Source organism: Streptomyces sp. CNT360 (assembly GCF_000424785.1).
In genome coordinates, this window is sequence record NZ_AUKO01000018.1 from 197,387 (window position 1) to 212,111 (window position 14,725).

13 protein-coding genes are annotated in these 14,725 nt (G+C 71.2%); 3 read left to right on the forward strand and 10 right to left on the reverse strand.

Annotated elements, in window-relative coordinates; translation table 11 throughout:
• Window positions 1-4: 4 nt before the first annotated feature.
• The 8 genes from H297_RS0116870 to H297_RS0116905 form a co-directional block, all read right to left on the reverse strand.
• Entirely contained in the window at window positions 5-1,819 is a 1,815-nt protein-coding gene (locus tag H297_RS0116870; protein ID WP_027738025.1) for a glycoside hydrolase family 2, read from the reverse strand.
• A gap of 49 nt (window positions 1,820-1,868) precedes the next feature.
• Window positions 1,869-2,501 carry a hypothetical protein gene (locus H297_RS0116875; protein ID WP_051351911.1) on the reverse strand — a complete coding sequence of 211 codons (633 nt, stop codon included), beginning with the start codon at window positions 2,499-2,501 and terminating at the stop codon, window positions 1,869-1,871.
• Window positions 2,502-2,507: 6 nt separating this feature from the next.
• Window positions 2,508-3,344 (reverse strand): carbohydrate ABC transporter permease, encoded by an 837-nt coding sequence (locus H297_RS0116880; RefSeq protein ID WP_027738027.1) that lies wholly within the window; start codon window positions 3,342-3,344, stop codon window positions 2,508-2,510.
• Window positions 3,341-4,309 (reverse strand): carbohydrate ABC transporter permease, encoded by a 969-nt coding sequence (locus H297_RS0116885; RefSeq protein WP_027738028.1) that lies wholly within the window; start codon window positions 4,307-4,309, stop codon window positions 3,341-3,343. The genes H297_RS0116880 and H297_RS0116885 overlap by 4 nt, the downstream gene beginning before the upstream one ends.
• Window positions 4,306-5,643 (reverse strand): ABC transporter substrate-binding protein, encoded by a 1,338-nt coding sequence (locus tag H297_RS0116890; protein ID WP_027738029.1) that lies wholly within the window; start codon window positions 5,641-5,643, stop codon window positions 4,306-4,308. Before H297_RS0116890 ends, H297_RS0116885 begins: the two co-directional genes overlap by 4 nt.
• Window positions 5,644-5,720: 77 nt before the next feature.
• Window positions 5,721-6,497, reverse strand: coding sequence for a cupin domain-containing protein (locus H297_RS0116895; RefSeq protein WP_199787215.1), 777 nt, complete (start codon window positions 6,495-6,497; stop codon window positions 5,721-5,723).
• Window positions 6,449-7,378, reverse strand: coding sequence for a DUF6807 domain-containing protein (locus H297_RS0116900; RefSeq protein ID WP_027738031.1), 930 nt, complete (start codon window positions 7,376-7,378; stop codon window positions 6,449-6,451). Before H297_RS0116900 ends, H297_RS0116895 begins: the two co-directional genes overlap by 49 nt.
• The gene (locus H297_RS0116905) at window positions 7,375-8,523 is read right to left on the reverse strand and encodes a Gfo/Idh/MocA family protein (RefSeq protein WP_027738032.1); all 1,149 of its coding nucleotides are present in this window, start codon (window positions 8,521-8,523) and stop codon (window positions 7,375-7,377) included. Before H297_RS0116905 ends, H297_RS0116900 begins: the two co-directional genes overlap by 4 nt.
• 253 nt (window positions 8,524-8,776) lie before the next feature.
• Between H297_RS0116905 and H297_RS0116910 the strand changes: the two genes are divergently transcribed.
• Window positions 8,777-9,820 carry a LacI family DNA-binding transcriptional regulator gene (locus tag H297_RS0116910; RefSeq protein ID WP_027738033.1) on the forward strand — a complete coding sequence of 348 codons (1,044 nt, stop codon included), beginning with the start codon at window positions 8,777-8,779 and terminating at the stop codon, window positions 9,818-9,820.
• Window positions 9,821-10,001: 181 nt separating this feature from the next.
• On the opposite strand, the gene H297_RS0116915 is transcribed toward H297_RS0116910, so the two are convergent.
• Entirely contained in the window at window positions 10,002-11,537 is a 1,536-nt protein-coding gene (locus tag H297_RS0116915; RefSeq protein ID WP_027738034.1) for a GntT/GntP/DsdX family permease, read from the reverse strand.
• Window positions 11,534-11,659, reverse strand: coding sequence for a hypothetical protein (locus tag H297_RS44290; protein WP_486589541.1), 126 nt, complete (start codon window positions 11,657-11,659; stop codon window positions 11,534-11,536). The genes H297_RS0116915 and H297_RS44290 overlap by 4 nt, the downstream gene beginning before the upstream one ends.
• Window positions 11,660-11,921: 262 nt before the next feature.
• On the opposite strand from H297_RS44290, the gene H297_RS36775 reads away from it, so the two are divergent.
• Window positions 11,922-13,970, forward strand: a complete 2,049-nt coding sequence (locus tag H297_RS36775) for a sensor histidine kinase (RefSeq protein WP_064744837.1) — start codon at window positions 11,922-11,924, stop codon at window positions 13,968-13,970.
• On the forward strand, window positions 13,967-14,665 hold the full coding sequence (locus tag H297_RS0116930) for a response regulator (RefSeq protein WP_051351912.1): 699 nt from the start codon (window positions 13,967-13,969) through the stop codon (window positions 14,663-14,665). Before H297_RS36775 ends, H297_RS0116930 begins: the two co-directional genes overlap by 4 nt.
• The last annotated feature ends 60 nt before the right edge of the window (window positions 14,666-14,725 follow it).

Consider the following 14,725-nt stretch of genomic DNA (forward strand, 5'->3'; position numbering starts at 1 on the left):
GCCGCTATGCGCCGTGAGCGGGTCGGGTGCGGACCTGGGTGAGGATGGCGCGCAGCTCCTCCAGAGGTATCTTCGGCCGGCGGTCCGGAGTGAGGAGGCCGTTGGTCTCCTGCTCGGTGTCGGTGAACTGGGTGTAGCAGAACCCGGCGAGCCCCGAGTTGACAGCCGCTCCCACCAGGGCGGTCAGCCGGTCGGTGAAGTCCTGCTGAGTGGCGACGGTGTCATAGCCGAACCACGTGGCACCTGTGGCGGGTTCGTAGGTGGCCCCGCCGAACTCGGTGAGTACCACGGGCTGTCCTCGGTGGTGTGTCCCCTCCAGCGTGAGCCTTCGTGCGCCGGGCCACCGTTCGGTGAACTCGCCCTGGCGCAGAGTGGAATGGCCGTAGCGTTCGCGCAGCGTGTCTGCGCGCTGGGTGTAGTCGTGGACGCCCCAGATGTCGGCTGCGGAGATCTCCCATCCGTCGTTGGAGACGGCCGGACGTGAGGGGTCGAGGGCCTTGGTGAGGTGGTACAGCGCATCCATGAAGTGGCGCTGTGCCGGGACGAGCGCGGGATGGGGAACGGACCAGGACTCGTTGACCGGTACCCAGGCGACGATCGAGGGATGACTGAGGTCGCGGGAGATCGCCTCGGTCCATTCACTGACCACGCGTTCCATGGTCGTGGTGCCGAACGCGTACGCGGACGGCATCTCCTCCCACAGCAGCAGACCGAGACGGTCGGCCCAGTAGAGGAAGCGGGGGGACTCGATCTTCTGGTGGAGGCGCAGCCCGTTGAGGCCGATCTGCTTGGCCAGTTCGGCCTCCTGGCGCAGTTCGTCGTTCGAGGCGGCCAGGTGGGAGGCGGGCCAGTAGCCCTGCTGAAGGGCGAAGCGCAGGAAGTACGGCTTGTGGTTGAGGAGGAAGACGCCGTCGTCCCAGCCGATGTCGCGCAGGCCGAGGTAGGAGGTGACACGGTCGACGGGGGTGTCGTCCGTCGCGTCGTCGAGGGCCACGGAGGCGTCCACGAGGTGGGGTTGCTCCGGGGACCACAGCAGCTCGTCGAGGTCCTGCGCATGCCGCAGCGCGGGTATCGAGATGTCGAAGGCCGTCTCCTGCTCGTCGGCCCTCATCCGCTGTTCGGCCAGGACACGGCCACCGCTCGTGAGCCGCACCGTCAGGTGCAGGGGAGCCTGTGGCCAGCGGTTCAGGTGCACTCGGCAGTGGACGCGGGCGTGGGCGACGTCGGGCGTCCAGTGCAGGGAGGTCACATGGGTGTCCGGAACATCCTCCAGCCACACCGGCTGCCATATGCCGGAGGTGCGGTGATACCAGATGGTGTGCGGGTCCTGGCGCCAGTCCTGTTTTCCGCGGGGCTGTGCCGCGTCGAGCGGCTGGTCCTCGCTGCGGATGACGATCACCTGCTCCCCGTCCCGGACGACGGCGTTGGTGAGGTCGCAGGAGAACCCGGTGTGTCCCCCCTCGTGGCGGTCCACCAGGAGGCCGTTGACCCACACGTCGGCCCGGTGGTCGACGGCGCCCAGGTGCAGGACAAGGCGCCGGCCGGGAGCGGGCCTGGCCACCTCGACGGTGCGCCGGTACCAGAGAACGGGATGGAATCCGGTGTCGTGAACACCCGAGGCCGCGGACTCGGGCGGGTACGGCACGACGATGGTCCCGGTGAAGGGAGCGGTCACATCCGGGTCCATCCACCGCTCCCGGCGGCCGTGGCCCGCGTCGTCGTAGGCGAACTGCCACGGACCGCCCAGGTCCTGCCAGTCGGGGTCGCGGACCAGCTGCGGCCTGGGGTGGCCTGCGGCGTCCAGGTGAGTGGGGGGCATGCGGGATCTCCGGTCGTGTTGTACGCAGTGGTGGTGGGCAGGAAGGGCGTCAGTCGGCTTGTCCGTCTGTGGGGGCGTTGAGGTCCACGACGGTGGCGGCGAACGCGAGCGGTCCGGGCAGGAGCGGAAGCAACAGCGGCATGCACCAGGCGAGGGCCGCGGCAAGCAGTACGGCGACGGCCAGCAGCAGGGTTCCGCGCGGGTCGATGGCGGCGCGGGTCAGTGCCGCACGGGCGGACAGCCGGTGCGGGGCTTCGAGAGCGGTGGCGCGCAGGCCCACGACCGCGGCACCGAGGGCGGTCAGGGCCAGCGCCGGTGCCAAGGCGCCGGAGCCGGGCAGCGAGCTGCGCAGCAGGGCGGCATCGACCAGCAGGACCAGGGAGAACAGGGGCGGGAGCAGGCCCGCGGCCAGGTTCGCCACGGACAGGTGTGCGCGCAGATGTCCGAAGTAGGCGCGGGCGCCGGCCGGTGTGCCCTGCGCGGCGCTGCGGACACTGCGGGACGCGGCGGCGAACGCGGCGGGAGCGGTGAGGACGGGCAGGCAGGCGGCGCTCGTGAGCAGGCCGACGAGCAACATGTCGGCGAAGAGGGTGAAGCCGGCCGGGAAGAGCTCTCCCAGGCCCCGGCGTTCTGTGCGTTCCCCGCCGGTGGGAAGAGGCGCGGTGCGCAGCCGTTCGTCCATGGCGGCTCAGCCCTTCAGCCCGGAGGTCGCCATGCCCTGCACGAGATAGCGCTGGAAGACGAAGAAGAACAGCACGATCGGCAGCACCGAGAGTACGGACATCGCGAACATGGGCCCGTAGGCGGACGTGCTGGACTGGTCGACGAAGCTGCGCAGGGCCAGCGTGATCGTGAACTTCTCCGGCGCGAACAGGTAGATCATCTGCGTGAAGAAGTCGTTCCACGTCCAGATGAAGGTGAAGATGGCCGTGGTGATCAGCGCGGGACGGCTCAGCGGGAGCGTGATGGACCAGTAGGTGCGGAAGGCGCCGCAGCCGTCGATCCGCGCGGACTCCTCCAGCTCGCGCGGCAGGCCGCGCATGAACTGCACGATCAGGAAGACGAAGAACGCCTCGGTGGCCAGGAACTTCGGCAGGATGAGCGGCCAGTAGGTGTCCACCATGCCGAGCTGGTTGAACATGATGTACTGCGGGATCAGCACGACGTGGTGCGGCAGCATCAGCGTCGCCACCATGAAGGTGAACATCACCTTGCGCATGCGGAAGCGCAGCCGGGCGAAGGCGTAGGCGGCCAGCGAGCAGGACAGCACGTTGCCGACGACGGCACCCCCGGCGACCAGCAGCGAGTTGCCGAGGAGCCGGGTCACGGAGATCCCGGACACGCCCTCCAGAGCCGTCGTGTAGTTCGACCACGCGATGTGGCTGGGCCACAGATCGAGGCTGGTGATCACCTCGTCGGCCGGTTTGAACGAGGTGGCCAGCAGCCAGGCCAGGGGGTACAGCAGGACGAGCAGGCCCAGGAGAGCGACCGTGTGCGGCAGCAGGCGCTTGGTGGCGAGGTTCATCGTTCCTCCTCATCCGCGTAGAAGACCCAGGACCGGGAGGTCTTGAAAAGGACAAGGGTGAGGGCGCCGATGGCGAGGAGCAGCATCCACGCCATGGCCGCCGCGTAGCCCATGTGCGAGGCGCTGAAGCCGCGCTCGTAGAGGTAGAGGGTGTAGAAGTTGATGGAGTCCGCGGGCCCGCCGTCGCCGGAGCTGATGGCGAAAGCCGGGGTGAACACCTGGAAGGACTGGATCATCTCCAGGACGAGGTTGAAGAAGACGACCGGGGAGAGCATCGGCACGGTGACGGAGACGAACTGCCGCCAGCGGCCCGCGCCGTCGAGCTCGGCCGCCTCGTAGAGGTCGGGCGAGATCTGCTGCAGCCCCGCCAGGAAGATCACCATGGGTGCGCCGAACTGCCACACCGTCAGCAGGACGACGGCGAACACCGCCAGATCGGGATTGCCGACCCAGCCGCCGGTGTCGATGCCTACCCAGCCCAGGACGTGGGAGACCGAGCCCCCGTCGTTGAACAGCGCGCGCCACACCAGGGCGATCGACATGCTCGCCCCGAGCAACGAGGGGGCGTAGAAGGCGGAGCGGTAGAAGGCCCGGCCGCAGCTGAGGTTCTTCAGCAGTATCGCGGCCCCGAGTGCGAGAGCCAGCTTGAGCGGAACGGCGACCACGACGTACAGCAGCGTGGTGCCGACCGACCGCCAGTAGCGGGGATCCTCGGTGAGCATCTCGGTGTAGTTGCGCAGCCCCACCCAGTGCGGAGGGTCGAGCAGGTTGTAGTCGGTGAACGACAGGTACAGGGACACGGCCATCGGCAAGAGGGTGAGCACACCTGCGCCGATCATCCATGGGGAGAGGAACACATAGGCGGGCCACTGCTTCTCGCGTCGTCGGCCCGGGCGCCTGGTCGCCTTGTGCGGTTGCGTCGGGTGCCGGCCGGGCGCAGGGGCTCTGGTGGAAACGGTGCTCATGACCTCAGCTCCCGGTTGGCCTCGTCGATGAGTTCGCGGGCTGCCTGCCGCGGGGAAGTCAGCTCGTACATCACGCGCTGATACGAGCGGTTGAAGGCGGTCTGGATCGCTACGTCGCCCCGCGGCGGCGCGGGCGGCGGTGCGTCGATGCCGTACTTCTTCATCCGTTGCGCGTAGCCGTAGATCTCCCGCTCAGGTCCCGTGAGCGTCGTGGCGACGCGCGCTGCGATCTCCCGGTTGGGCGGAGTGGAACGGGTGAAGCCGAGGATGTCGCCCGCACGTGGGTCGTTGAGGAGGAAGTCGACCAGGGCCATGGCCTCCTTCGGGTGCTTGCTCTCGGCCCCGATGCCCAGGAGCATCGACGGCTTGAAGTAGGTGCCCTGGCGGCCGCGGGTGGTGGGTACCGGCGCGAAGTGGATGTCCTTCTCGCCGAGCAGCGCGGGGTATCCGGGGAACGTCGCGTCCCAGGTGAAGTCCGCGGCGGCGAGTCCGCGGCCCATCGGGGTCAACTCCGTGGTCCTGGCCTGTGAGGTGTCCTTGGCCTGTGCGACGGCTGCTTCCTTACGGAGCGTGTTGCAGAACGTCCAGAAGTCCGTGAGGTCGTCCTCGGTGAACCCGAGTTCGGTCTGGCTCGCGTAGAGCTTCCCGCCGCGGCTGCGGAGCCACACCTCGAAGACGTCCTCGTTGGTCCCGCCGTCGTTGGCGCCGGCGACACGGCGCCCGTCGGGGGATCTCAGATGCAGCGCCGCGATCCGCCTGTTGGCCTCGGCCCAGTCCTGCCAGGTCCAGCTCGGCTCGGGGGTGGGGAGGCCGGCCTTCCGGTACATCCGGGAGTCGAAGGCGTAACCCGTGATGCCCTGGCCCATGGGCAGTGCGTAGGACTTTCCCAGGAAGGTGCCTGTACGCACCAACTCCCTGTCCATCTTGGATGTTCGGATCGTGCCGTCCTCGATGGCGTCGCCCAGCGGCAGCAGCGCTTTCCCTCCGGCGTACTGGGAGATCTGGCGGTAGTCGAGCTGGGCGACGTCGGGGATGCCGCCACCTGCGGCCTGGGTGGCCAGCTTCTGCATGTAGGACGCGAAGTCCGCATTCGACGTCTGGACGGTGACGCCGGGATGTTCCTTCTCGAAGAGCCGCACGGCCTTCTTGGTGCGGGTGGCGCGGTCGTCGTTGCCCCACCAGGCAAAGGTGAGGGTGACGCCGTGGGACGATTCGCCGCTCGCGGTGGAACACGCGCTGAGTGTGCCTGTCAGGGCGGTGCCGAGACCGGCGGCTGCCGAGGCCAGAACAGCCCGGCGCGGCAGCCGGGGCCGGTCACGTCGTGGCTCGGGCATGGGTGCCTTCCAGGATGGGGGAGTGGATGGAGGGGCCCGCGGACAGGCGGGCACGGCCGTCTGCGCAGACGGGGGTGTCAGATGCCGGTGTAGACGTCCAGCCGGCCACACATGCCGAAGCGTCCGTGTGCGGTGGGCCCGGTCGCGGTGACGCGCCCTTCGGTGAGGTGGTGCGCGTCGCGGTCGCGCAGCGCGGCGAGTTGGGCCTGTGTCGTGGCGGCGGCGGCCCGCGCCCCGCCGTGCCATCGCCGCTCCCACGTCTCCAGCAGAGGCCGCACCAGCTCGGCGGCCGCCCGCTGGAAGGCCGCCAGCGGCCCGGGGTCGCCGCCCTCGGTGGCCTCGCGCAGTTCCAGGAAGCGGCGGGTCGCCAGGTCGCGGCGGGCCCGTACCACCTGAGCCTGCGCCTCCTCGGAGGCGTCGCCGGGGATGCGGACCGCCTCCGCGTACGTCCCGGCATCGGCGAGAGAGTCCTGCGGCAGGGTGAGCACCGCGTCACCGTCCTCGGGCAGACCGCTGTTCTGCATCACGACGGTGATCTCCAGTCCGCCCTCGTTGGTGAGGCGGTGGATCGTGCCGGGCGTGAACCAGGCCACGGTGCCCGGCTCCAGGGGCGTCTCCCGGTAACCGGAGGTGGTGAGGGTCTGTACGGTTCCGCGGCCCGCCGTCACCATGTACCCCTCGCTGCACGCGAGATGCAGGTGCGGTGTGCCGCCGCCGGGCAGCCCGTCTACGGTGGGCCAGTCGTACACACGCAGCCGGGAGACGCCGACGGCGCCCGGGAAGCCGCTGTAGCCCGCGCTGCTGCTCACCACGCGAGTGACTCCAGGTGTGCGGCGACCCGCTCGCGGTCCCATGCCCCGTCGGCGACGAGCACGCGGTAGCTCCGGGAGAGGGTGTCGCCAGGTGCCAGGATCAGCTCCTCGTGGAACGCCCAGGAGGGCGCGACCGCGGCGAACGGATCGCTGCGCACGAACCAGTGGGCCGGGTGTGTCCCCTTCTCGCCCGCGTGGTCGTTGGCCGGGGCGTGCTCGAAGACGAGCGTGGCGTGGCCGTCGCGTCCGTCGTGCTCACCGACGTAGGCGAGCCAGGGGGCCTGGCTGCCCATCAGCTCACCGTCACCGCCGTCCGCCTGTGCGGTGAAGACCCGGCCGTCGCGGAAAGCGCGTGGCCCGCGCCAGAAGAGCCCGGTGTAGCCGGCAGCGGGTCGGCCGTGGGTGGTGGGGCTGCCGAAGCGCAGCGGCTCGGCACGCCGGTTGGTCACCGCGGACGTCCAGGTGAACGCCCAGGAGCCGGACTCCGTGTCGACGTCGCCCACCTCGATGCGCCGCTCCTCCTCGGCCCACAGCTCCCCGTCGTGCGGGTGCCAGACCAGGTGCTCCGCGATGACGGCGCGGTCGCCCGTGACCGAGACGTCCTCGAAGGCGACGTGCGCCATCGAGCCGACCCTCTCGGGCAGAGCGAGGTATCCCTCGCCGTGCACATAGGTGTTGCCGCCCCACAGGTTCTGGCCCGACAGGTGGGAGGCGGTGAGCTGGAACCCCTTGTGCCACCGGTGATCGTTGGGGCGGTAGTCGGTGACGAGCCCGCCGGCCAGGGTCCGGACCGGATGGAGGTAGGGCTTGGGCGCCTCCCACGCGGCCTCGGGACGGTAGACGTAGGCGAACAGCTCCGTTCCCGACGCCTCGTGGGCCACGGTGATCCGGTCACCGTGGGCGTGGGTCAGTGCGAGCGTCATGCGTGCTCCTCCTCCTTGAGGGACTCGGCCGGGGCCCAGCCCGGAGCACCGCCGTGCAGCGCGGTGTAGTAAGGGTCGCCGGGTCCGACGTCGCCCGTGCGCACGGGCGTTCCGGTGAACGCGGACTTGTACAGGGCCGTGATGAATTCGAGCGTCTGCCGGCCGCCGGTGCCGCTCGTGGCGTGGCGCCGCCCGGCCTTGATGTCGGCGACGAGGGCGCGCAGCTGGGCCAGGTGTGAGCTCGGCTCGTCGGGGCCGAAGTCGCGCCAGGCGGCGACCGTTTCCTCGGGGACGCCCGGGGCCGGGGTGATCCGCCAGTCGGCGTTGCGGTGGCCGTACAGATGGGTCAGCTCCACCGTGGCGCGTTCGCAGTCGATACGGATCCGGCTGACCTCGTCCGGGCTCAGCACACTGTTGACGACGGTGCCGACGGCCCCGCCGGCGAACCGGACCTGCGCCGTGGACACGTCCTCGGTCTCCACGTCGTGCACGAGCCGCGCCGCCATGCCCCGCACCTCGGTCCACGGCCCCATCAGGTCCAGCAGCAGGTCCGTCTGATGGATGCCGTGCCCCATCGCCGGGCCCCCGCCCTCGGTCGCCCAGCGGCCGCGCCACGGCACGGCGTAGTAGGCGGCGTCCCGGTACCAGGTGGTCTGGCAGTGGGCCACCAGCGGCCGGCCGAACGCGCCGCCGTGCAGCAGCCGGCGTACGTGGCGCGCGCCGGAGCCGAAGCGGTGCTGGAAGACGATCGAGGCGTACGGATCGTCTTCGCCGCCCTTCTCCTCGGCGGCGACCGCGTCGTAGTCGGCCAGCGAGGGACACGGCGGCTTCTCGCACCACACCCAGGCGCCGGCCCGCAGCGCGGCTATGGACTGCTCCCGGTGCACCGCGGGCGGGGTGCAGAGCACGACGAGATCCGGGCGTATCTCGGCCAGCATCGCGTCGAGACCGGTGGCGGCGTACGGGATCTCGGCCATGTCGGCGAAGGCACGCACCGCGTCGGCGTCGAGGTCGACCGCGGCGACGACCTCGGCTTCGCCCTCGATGGCCAGCGTCTGCAGCGCGGGCAGGTGGCTTCCTCGGGCGATATCTCCCGTGCCGACCACGGCCGTGCGCAGCGGGGTGTTCGAACAGTGCGGAGACATGCGGACCCTCTCATGAGGCGGGTGGCGGAGCTCGGATGCCAGTCAGCGGGCAGTCGTGGCGGCTCCCGCTGCTGCGGGCCCGACTGCGGTGGTGCAAGCGCTTGCTAGCGGTTCCAACGTTGTAACTTCCGTGCGTCTCCGAGGTCAACCCTCCGACGGGAATCAGTCGGCGGAGGCCAGGCCCCCTCCTGGCTGCCGCCCGCACGCGAAGCTCGTGCATAATCAAGGAAGAGCAAGCGCGAGGGGGCTTTTCGTGGCAGCGGTGACGCTCAAGGACGTGGCCGAGCGCGCAGGGGTGTCCATCAAGACCGTGTCCAACGTCGTACGCGGCGCTCCGCGGGTGTCCGAGTCGACACGGGCCCGTGTGATGCACGCCGTGGGTGAACTCGGCTACCGCCCGAACGTCTCGGCACGCCGGCTCCGCACCGGGCGCAGCGGCCTCATCGCCCTCGCAGTACCGGACCTGGCCACGCCGTACTTCGCCGAACTGGCCCACCACGTACGGACGGAGGCCGCGGCGCTGGGCTTCACCGTGCTCATCGAGGAGACACTGGGGGACACGAAGGAGGAACTGCGGCTGGCGACCGGCGTCGGCGCCTCGCTGCTGGACGGCGTGATCCTCTCGCCCCTGCGGGTGACGCCTGCGGAACTCGCCCCTGTCGCCAGCGAGTTCCCACTGGTCCTGCTCGGGGAGCGCAGCTACGACCGCGAGCACGTGGTCGCGGACCATGTCCTCATCGACAATGTCGCCGCGGCCCGCGAGGCAACCGCACACCTGGCCGCTCTCGGCCGTACCCGGATCGCCGCCATCGGCGTGGACCGGATGGCGACAGCGACCAGCAGACAGCGCCTGGAAGGGCTCCAGCAGGCCCTGCACGAGGCCGGTCTTACCTTCAACCCCCGGCTTGCGCCACCCGTGGACGACTTCGACCGCCGCAACGGGCTGCTGGCCATGCGTACCCTGGCCGCCCTGCCGGCCGACGAGCGACCCGACGCGGTCTTCTGCTTCAGCGACCTGCTGGCGGTCGGCGCCCAACGGGCCCTGCACGAGGCGGGCATCGGCATTCCCGAAGACGTCGCCGTGGCGAGCATCGACGGGACGGAGGAGGCCCGCTACAGCATGCCTCCCCTCACCTCCGTCGTCCCCGACAAGACCGCTCTGGCCGCCCTGGCCGTGAAGTCCCTGACGGCCCGTATCCGCGCGACGGAACAGGTACCGTTCCAGGTCCACCTCGCCCCGTACCGGCTGGACGTGCGCGGGTCGACGGACGGGAAGTGGCGCAAGCCGCGGTGCTGATCCGCCCGGCTTGCCGCACGCAGACGGTGCACCCGGTGCACCGCGGTCCGGGCAGAGGCGGAACCGGCACACCGGACGCCTGCCGACCGCCACGTGCGCCGGCGCGGTGGCCCGGTCCGTACGGAGCACCGCCCCGGACCGCGCCGACGTGGTCCGGGACGGCGCCACCGGAGCGGACAGGTCAGACGAACACCGAGATCAACAGGGCCATCAGCAGTCCGCAGACGCTGACCAGGGTCTGGATCGCCGTGTGCGACTTGGTGGCCTGCCCGAGGGTCATGCCGAAGGACTCCTTGACCAGCCAGAACCCGGCGTGATTCACGTAGTTGAGACCGATGGAGCCGGCACCGATGGCGACGACCAGCAAGGAACTCTCCTCACCGCCGTGGCCGGCCATGGGGCTGATGATGCCGGTGGCGGCGACGATGCCGACAGTTGCCGAGCCGGTGGAGAAGGAGAGCACCAAGGCGATCAGCCAGCCGAGCAGCAGCAGGTTGAGGTGCGCCCCTGTCGCAGCGGACTCGATGGCCTTGCCGATTCCGCTGTCCTCCAGCACCTGGTTGAACGCACCGCCGCCCGCGATGATCAGAAGTACTCCGGCCACGGACTTGATGCTGTCGGTCAGCGACTCGCGCACCTTCTCCGCCGACTGTCCGCTGCGGTAGCCCAGCGCGAAGAGCGCGAACAGGAACCCGGCGAACATCGCGACCACCGGCTCCCCGGTGAAGGTGAGCACGTGCCGCACCGGGCTGGATTCCGCCAGAGCCAGCTCCGCGACGGTGCGCAGGAGCATCAGCACCACCGGTACCAGGACCACGGCCAGGGCCCAGCCGAGCGCGACCCCGCCGCCCCGTGCGTCTCGTCCGTTCCGTGCGGGCGCGGCCGTACGGAGCTGCCCGGGGTCCTCCGCCGGGGCGTCGCCGCGGTCCGACCCGGCGGCGCCGTCCCCCGCGTCGCTGCCGCCGGCTCCCGAGTCCGTGCCTGCCGTGTCCGTGCCGCCTGTCTGCGAGCCCCCGCCTGCCGCAACCGGTCCGGAGAACTGTGCGACCAGCTCCTTGTCGGGGTGGACGGCCAGCCGCGGCGCGATCCAGCGCCCGTACACCGGTCCGGAGAGCACGATCGTCGGTACCGCGCAGATCAGACCGACCAGGATGGTGGTGCCCAGGTCGGCGTGGAGCCCCTCGACACCGATCAGCGGACCCGGGTGCGGCGGCACCATGCCGTGCAGGGTGCACAGCGCCGCGATGGTCGGGGTGGCGAGGTAGACGTACGGCGATCCCTTGAACCGGCCGCTGTCCTGGAGCCGCCGCGCGACGCTGAAGATCAGCGGCAGCAGCACGATCAGCCCGATCTCGAAGAACATCGGGATCCCGATGACGAACGCAGCACCCGCCATGTACCAGGGCAGCGAACGCACCCCGGCCCGGTCCACGATCACCCTGGCGATCCGCTCGGTGGCACCCGAGTTCGCCAGCAGTCGGCCCAGCATCGCGCCGAACGCCAACGTGATGCCGACGTCGCCGAGGATGCCCCCGGCACCCTTCTCCACGGACTCCGCGATCTGCTCGGTGGACAACCCCGCCACCAGCGCCACGCCGACCGACACCAGCATCAGCGCGACGAACGGATGGAACCGGAGCCGCGAGTTGATCAGCAGCACCAGCACGCCGATCGCGACGACGAGCGTGACCAGCAGCAGCCACGCGTGCCCCGTCACGACTGCCGCCCGGCGGACGCGACGCGGCCCGAGAGGAAGGAGGGTCGCCGGCGAACGACGGTGGCGTCGAGGAGGGAGGTGCGGGCGGTGCCGTCGCGCCACGCTGCGCGCGGTATGTACATGCGGACTCCAGGGTTTGCGGTTCGTGCTGCGACACCCGCGGCGCCCAGCCGGCCGTGCCGCGTCCGCAGCGAGCGGGCCCGGAGACCCGGCCCCGAGGGCTTACCGTGGTGCGGGGCCGGAGATCATCGCGGGTGTCCCAGCCGGGAAGCTATCCGCAGGCCCCGGTGACGTTGAAGCATTCGTGCGCAACCCGCGAAAACACACTTCCGCGAGTTGTGTGCATTGTGCTCATCGCGCGCGGAGGGGGCTACCGTGGGGGCAGTGAAGCCCCCGCCACTCCCGCCCACCGTCGAGAGCCGCGCGTCGGCGGCGCTCCGCCGGCGGCCGCGTGCGTGGCCCTGGCTGCGCCTGCGCACCCGCACGCTGCTGCTGCAGTGCGCGGTGGTCACCCTGGTCGTGGGCACGGCCTTCGGCGCCTTCGCCTACGACAGCGAGCAGCGGCTCACGCGTGAGTACCAGCAGCGTGCACGGGCCGTCGCCCGCACGGTTGCCGGGGAGCCGGCTGTGCGGTCGGCGGCGGCTCGCTGGTCGTCCGCCGCCCGACGGTCCGGTGGCGGCGCCGCGCACGCTCCCCGTGCCGTCCTCGCGGACAGCGCACTCAACGCACGCGCCGAGACGGTGCGGCGCCGCACCGACGCACTGTTCGTGGTCGTCACCGACGACCGCGGTATCCGGCTCACCCACCCCGACGACGCACAACTGGGCCGCAAGGTGAGTACCGACCCCTCGGCCGCCCTCTCGGGCCACGAGGAACTGGCCAGACACCGCGCCCACCTCGGTGAGGAGGTCGTGGCCAAGGTCCCGGTGCGGGCTCCCGGCTCCCGCAGGGTCGTCGGCGAGGCGAACGTCGGCGTCTCCGCTGCGGCCGTGCGTGCCGAGCAGACCCGTGTGCTGCTCGGCGGGGTGGGCTGGCTCGTCGCGGCGCTGCTGGTCGGCCTCGGCTCCTCCATGCTGCTGGCCCGCCGCTGGAAGCGGCTCACCCTCGGCCTGGAGCCGGAGGAACTGGCCACTCTCGTGCAGGAGCAGGAGGCCGTGCTGCACGGCATCGGCGAGGGTGTGCTCGCGCTGGACGCCAGCGACCGGGTGACGGTCGCCAACGACGAGGTGCGCGCACTGCTCGGCGTGGAGGCGGCCCCCGGCACGCACGTGGCGGAGCTGGGACTGACCCCCCGGGTACGCGCCGTGCTGCGGCAACCGGCTCCCGGGCGCACGGCGATGGCTGTCGTGCGGGAGCGGGTGCTGGTGGTGTCCGCACGGACCGTGCGGCGCGAGGGGCGACGGCTGGGGACGTTGCTCACCGTCCAGGACCGCACGGCAGTGGAGTCGCTGACCCGGCAGTTGGACGCCGTCCGCACCATGAGCGCAGCGTTGCGCGCGCAGCGGCACGAGTTCGCCAACCGCCTGCACCTGCTGTCGGGCCTGGTGCACTCCGGGCAGCCGGAGGAGGCAGCCGCATACCTGGACACCCTGCTGGTCTCCGGGCCGCTCGGCGAGACCCTGCCCGACCTCGACCCGCACGCCCTGCGGGACTCCTCGCTCCGCGCCTTCCTGTCCGCGAAGGCCGCGGCGGCGCGCGAACGCGGGGTGACTCTGGTGCTGGGCGGTGGCACCTGGGTGCGCGGCGAGGTCTCCGCACCCGTCGATGTCACCACGGTGCTCGGCAACCTGGTGGACAACGCCGTCGACGCCGCACACGCGGGAAGGCGCAGCCCGCCGCGGGTGGAGGTGGAACTCATCGGGACGGGCGACACACTGCTCGTCACGGTCGCCGACAGCGGCGACGGTGTGGCCGCGCCACGCCGGCACGACCTGTTCGACGAGGGCGTGTCCACCAAGGAACCGGGTGCCGATGTCCCCGGGGGACGTGGCATCGGTCTTCCGCTGGCCCGCCAGGTCGCCCGCGCACGCGGCGGCGACCTCCGGCTCACGGAAGCGGGAGCACCGCCCGGTTCCCCGGCGCCGGGTGCGGCTGGAGAGACCGGAGCCGCCGGAGAGGGCGCGGCGGCTGCGGAGGGAGCCGGGACACCACAGGGGCCCGCCAACGGAGCCGACGTGCCCCGCGGCGGCCCGGACGACCGGGTGAGCGGCGGTGCCGTCTTCGTGGCCCGCCTTCCCGGAGTGCTGCGGGGAGGCGAGACCACGGCATCCGCGGCGGACGGCGCCTCGATGGAGTCCGACGAGGCCGGGGAGGGGCCCGCCTTCCGCACGGCAACCCGGGCCGGGTCGCCGCCCGATACCCCGGCCTCGTCGGACACCCGCCCGCACTTCTCCACAGCCCGCCCCGACGAGCCTCCGGAGCATCCCGCATGAGCACCAGCACCCTGACTGCCGATCCGCAGCAGCCGCTGTCCGTCCTGGTCGTCGACGACGACTTCCGCGTCGCCGGGCTGCATTCCGACATCGTGACGGAGACGCCGGGTTACGGGGTCGCCGGGACGGCCCACTCCGCCGAGGAGGCCATGCGGACCGTGCGGCAAGCCGATGCGCCGGTCGATCTCGCCCTCGTCGACCTGTACCTGCCGGACCGCTCAGGGCTGGAGCTCCTCCGCGCGTTGCCCTGCGACACGTTCGTACTGAGCGCGGCGGCCGAGGGACAGACAGTCCGCACGGCCCTGGCGGCGGGCGCACTCACGTATCTGATCAAGCCCTTCACGGCGGAGACGCTCGCGGAACGACTGCGGGGTTACCTGCGCTACCGGCATCTGACCGGCGCCGAGACCGTCGACCAGCAGGCTCTGGACGACGCGCTCGCGGCCCTGAGAGGAGTCGGCTCCGTCGGCCGGCGCACCACCACAGCCGCACACGCGGTGACCCGGGATCTGGTGCACGACGCCGTCAGGGACGCCGGCGCTCCGCTGTCGGCCGGCGAGGTCGCCGCCATGGTCGGCGTCTCCCGCGCCACCGCGCAGCGGTATCTGGCCGACATGGTGGGCCGCGGCCTGCTCCGCATGCGACTGCGCTACGGGGCGGCGGGCCGTCCGGAACAGGAGTACCGGGCCGTGTAGGCCGTGCCACGAGAGTGCGCCCGTAGGGTGGCGACCTGCACAAGGAGCCGCCGGGCGGGT

What these genes read in the sequence shown, in the direction of transcription:
- H297_RS0116870 (WP_027738025.1), bottom strand. Translation starts at nt 1,819, where the DNA reads ATGCCCCCCACTCACCTGGACGCCGCAGGCCACCCCAGGCCGCAGCTG.
- H297_RS0116875 (WP_051351911.1), bottom strand. Translation starts at nt 2,501, where the DNA reads ATGGACGAACGGCTGCGCACCGCGCCTCTTCCCACCGGCGGGGAACGC.
- H297_RS0116880 (WP_027738027.1), bottom strand. Translation starts at nt 3,344, where the DNA reads ATGAACCTCGCCACCAAGCGCCTGCTGCCGCACACGGTCGCTCTCCTG.
- H297_RS0116885 (WP_027738028.1), bottom strand. Translation starts at nt 4,309, where the DNA reads ATGAGCACCGTTTCCACCAGAGCCCCTGCGCCCGGCCGGCACCCGACG.
- H297_RS0116890 (WP_027738029.1), bottom strand. Translation starts at nt 5,643, where the DNA reads ATGCCCGAGCCACGACGTGACCGGCCCCGGCTGCCGCGCCGGGCTGTT.
- H297_RS0116895 (WP_199787215.1), bottom strand. Translation starts at nt 6,497, where the DNA reads ATGGGACCGCGAGCGGGTCGCCGCACACCTGGAGTCACTCGCGTGGTG.
- H297_RS0116900 (WP_027738031.1), bottom strand. Translation starts at nt 7,378, where the DNA reads ATGACGCTCGCACTGACCCACGCCCACGGTGACCGGATCACCGTGGCC.
- H297_RS0116905 (WP_027738032.1), bottom strand. Translation starts at nt 8,523, where the DNA reads ATGTCTCCGCACTGTTCGAACACCCCGCTGCGCACGGCCGTGGTCGGC.
- H297_RS44290 (WP_486589541.1), bottom strand. Translation starts at nt 11,659, where the DNA reads ATGTACATACCGCGCGCAGCGTGGCGCGACGGCACCGCCCGCACCTCC.
- H297_RS0116930 (WP_051351912.1), top strand. Translation starts at nt 13,967, where the DNA reads ATGAGCACCAGCACCCTGACTGCCGATCCGCAGCAGCCGCTGTCCGTC.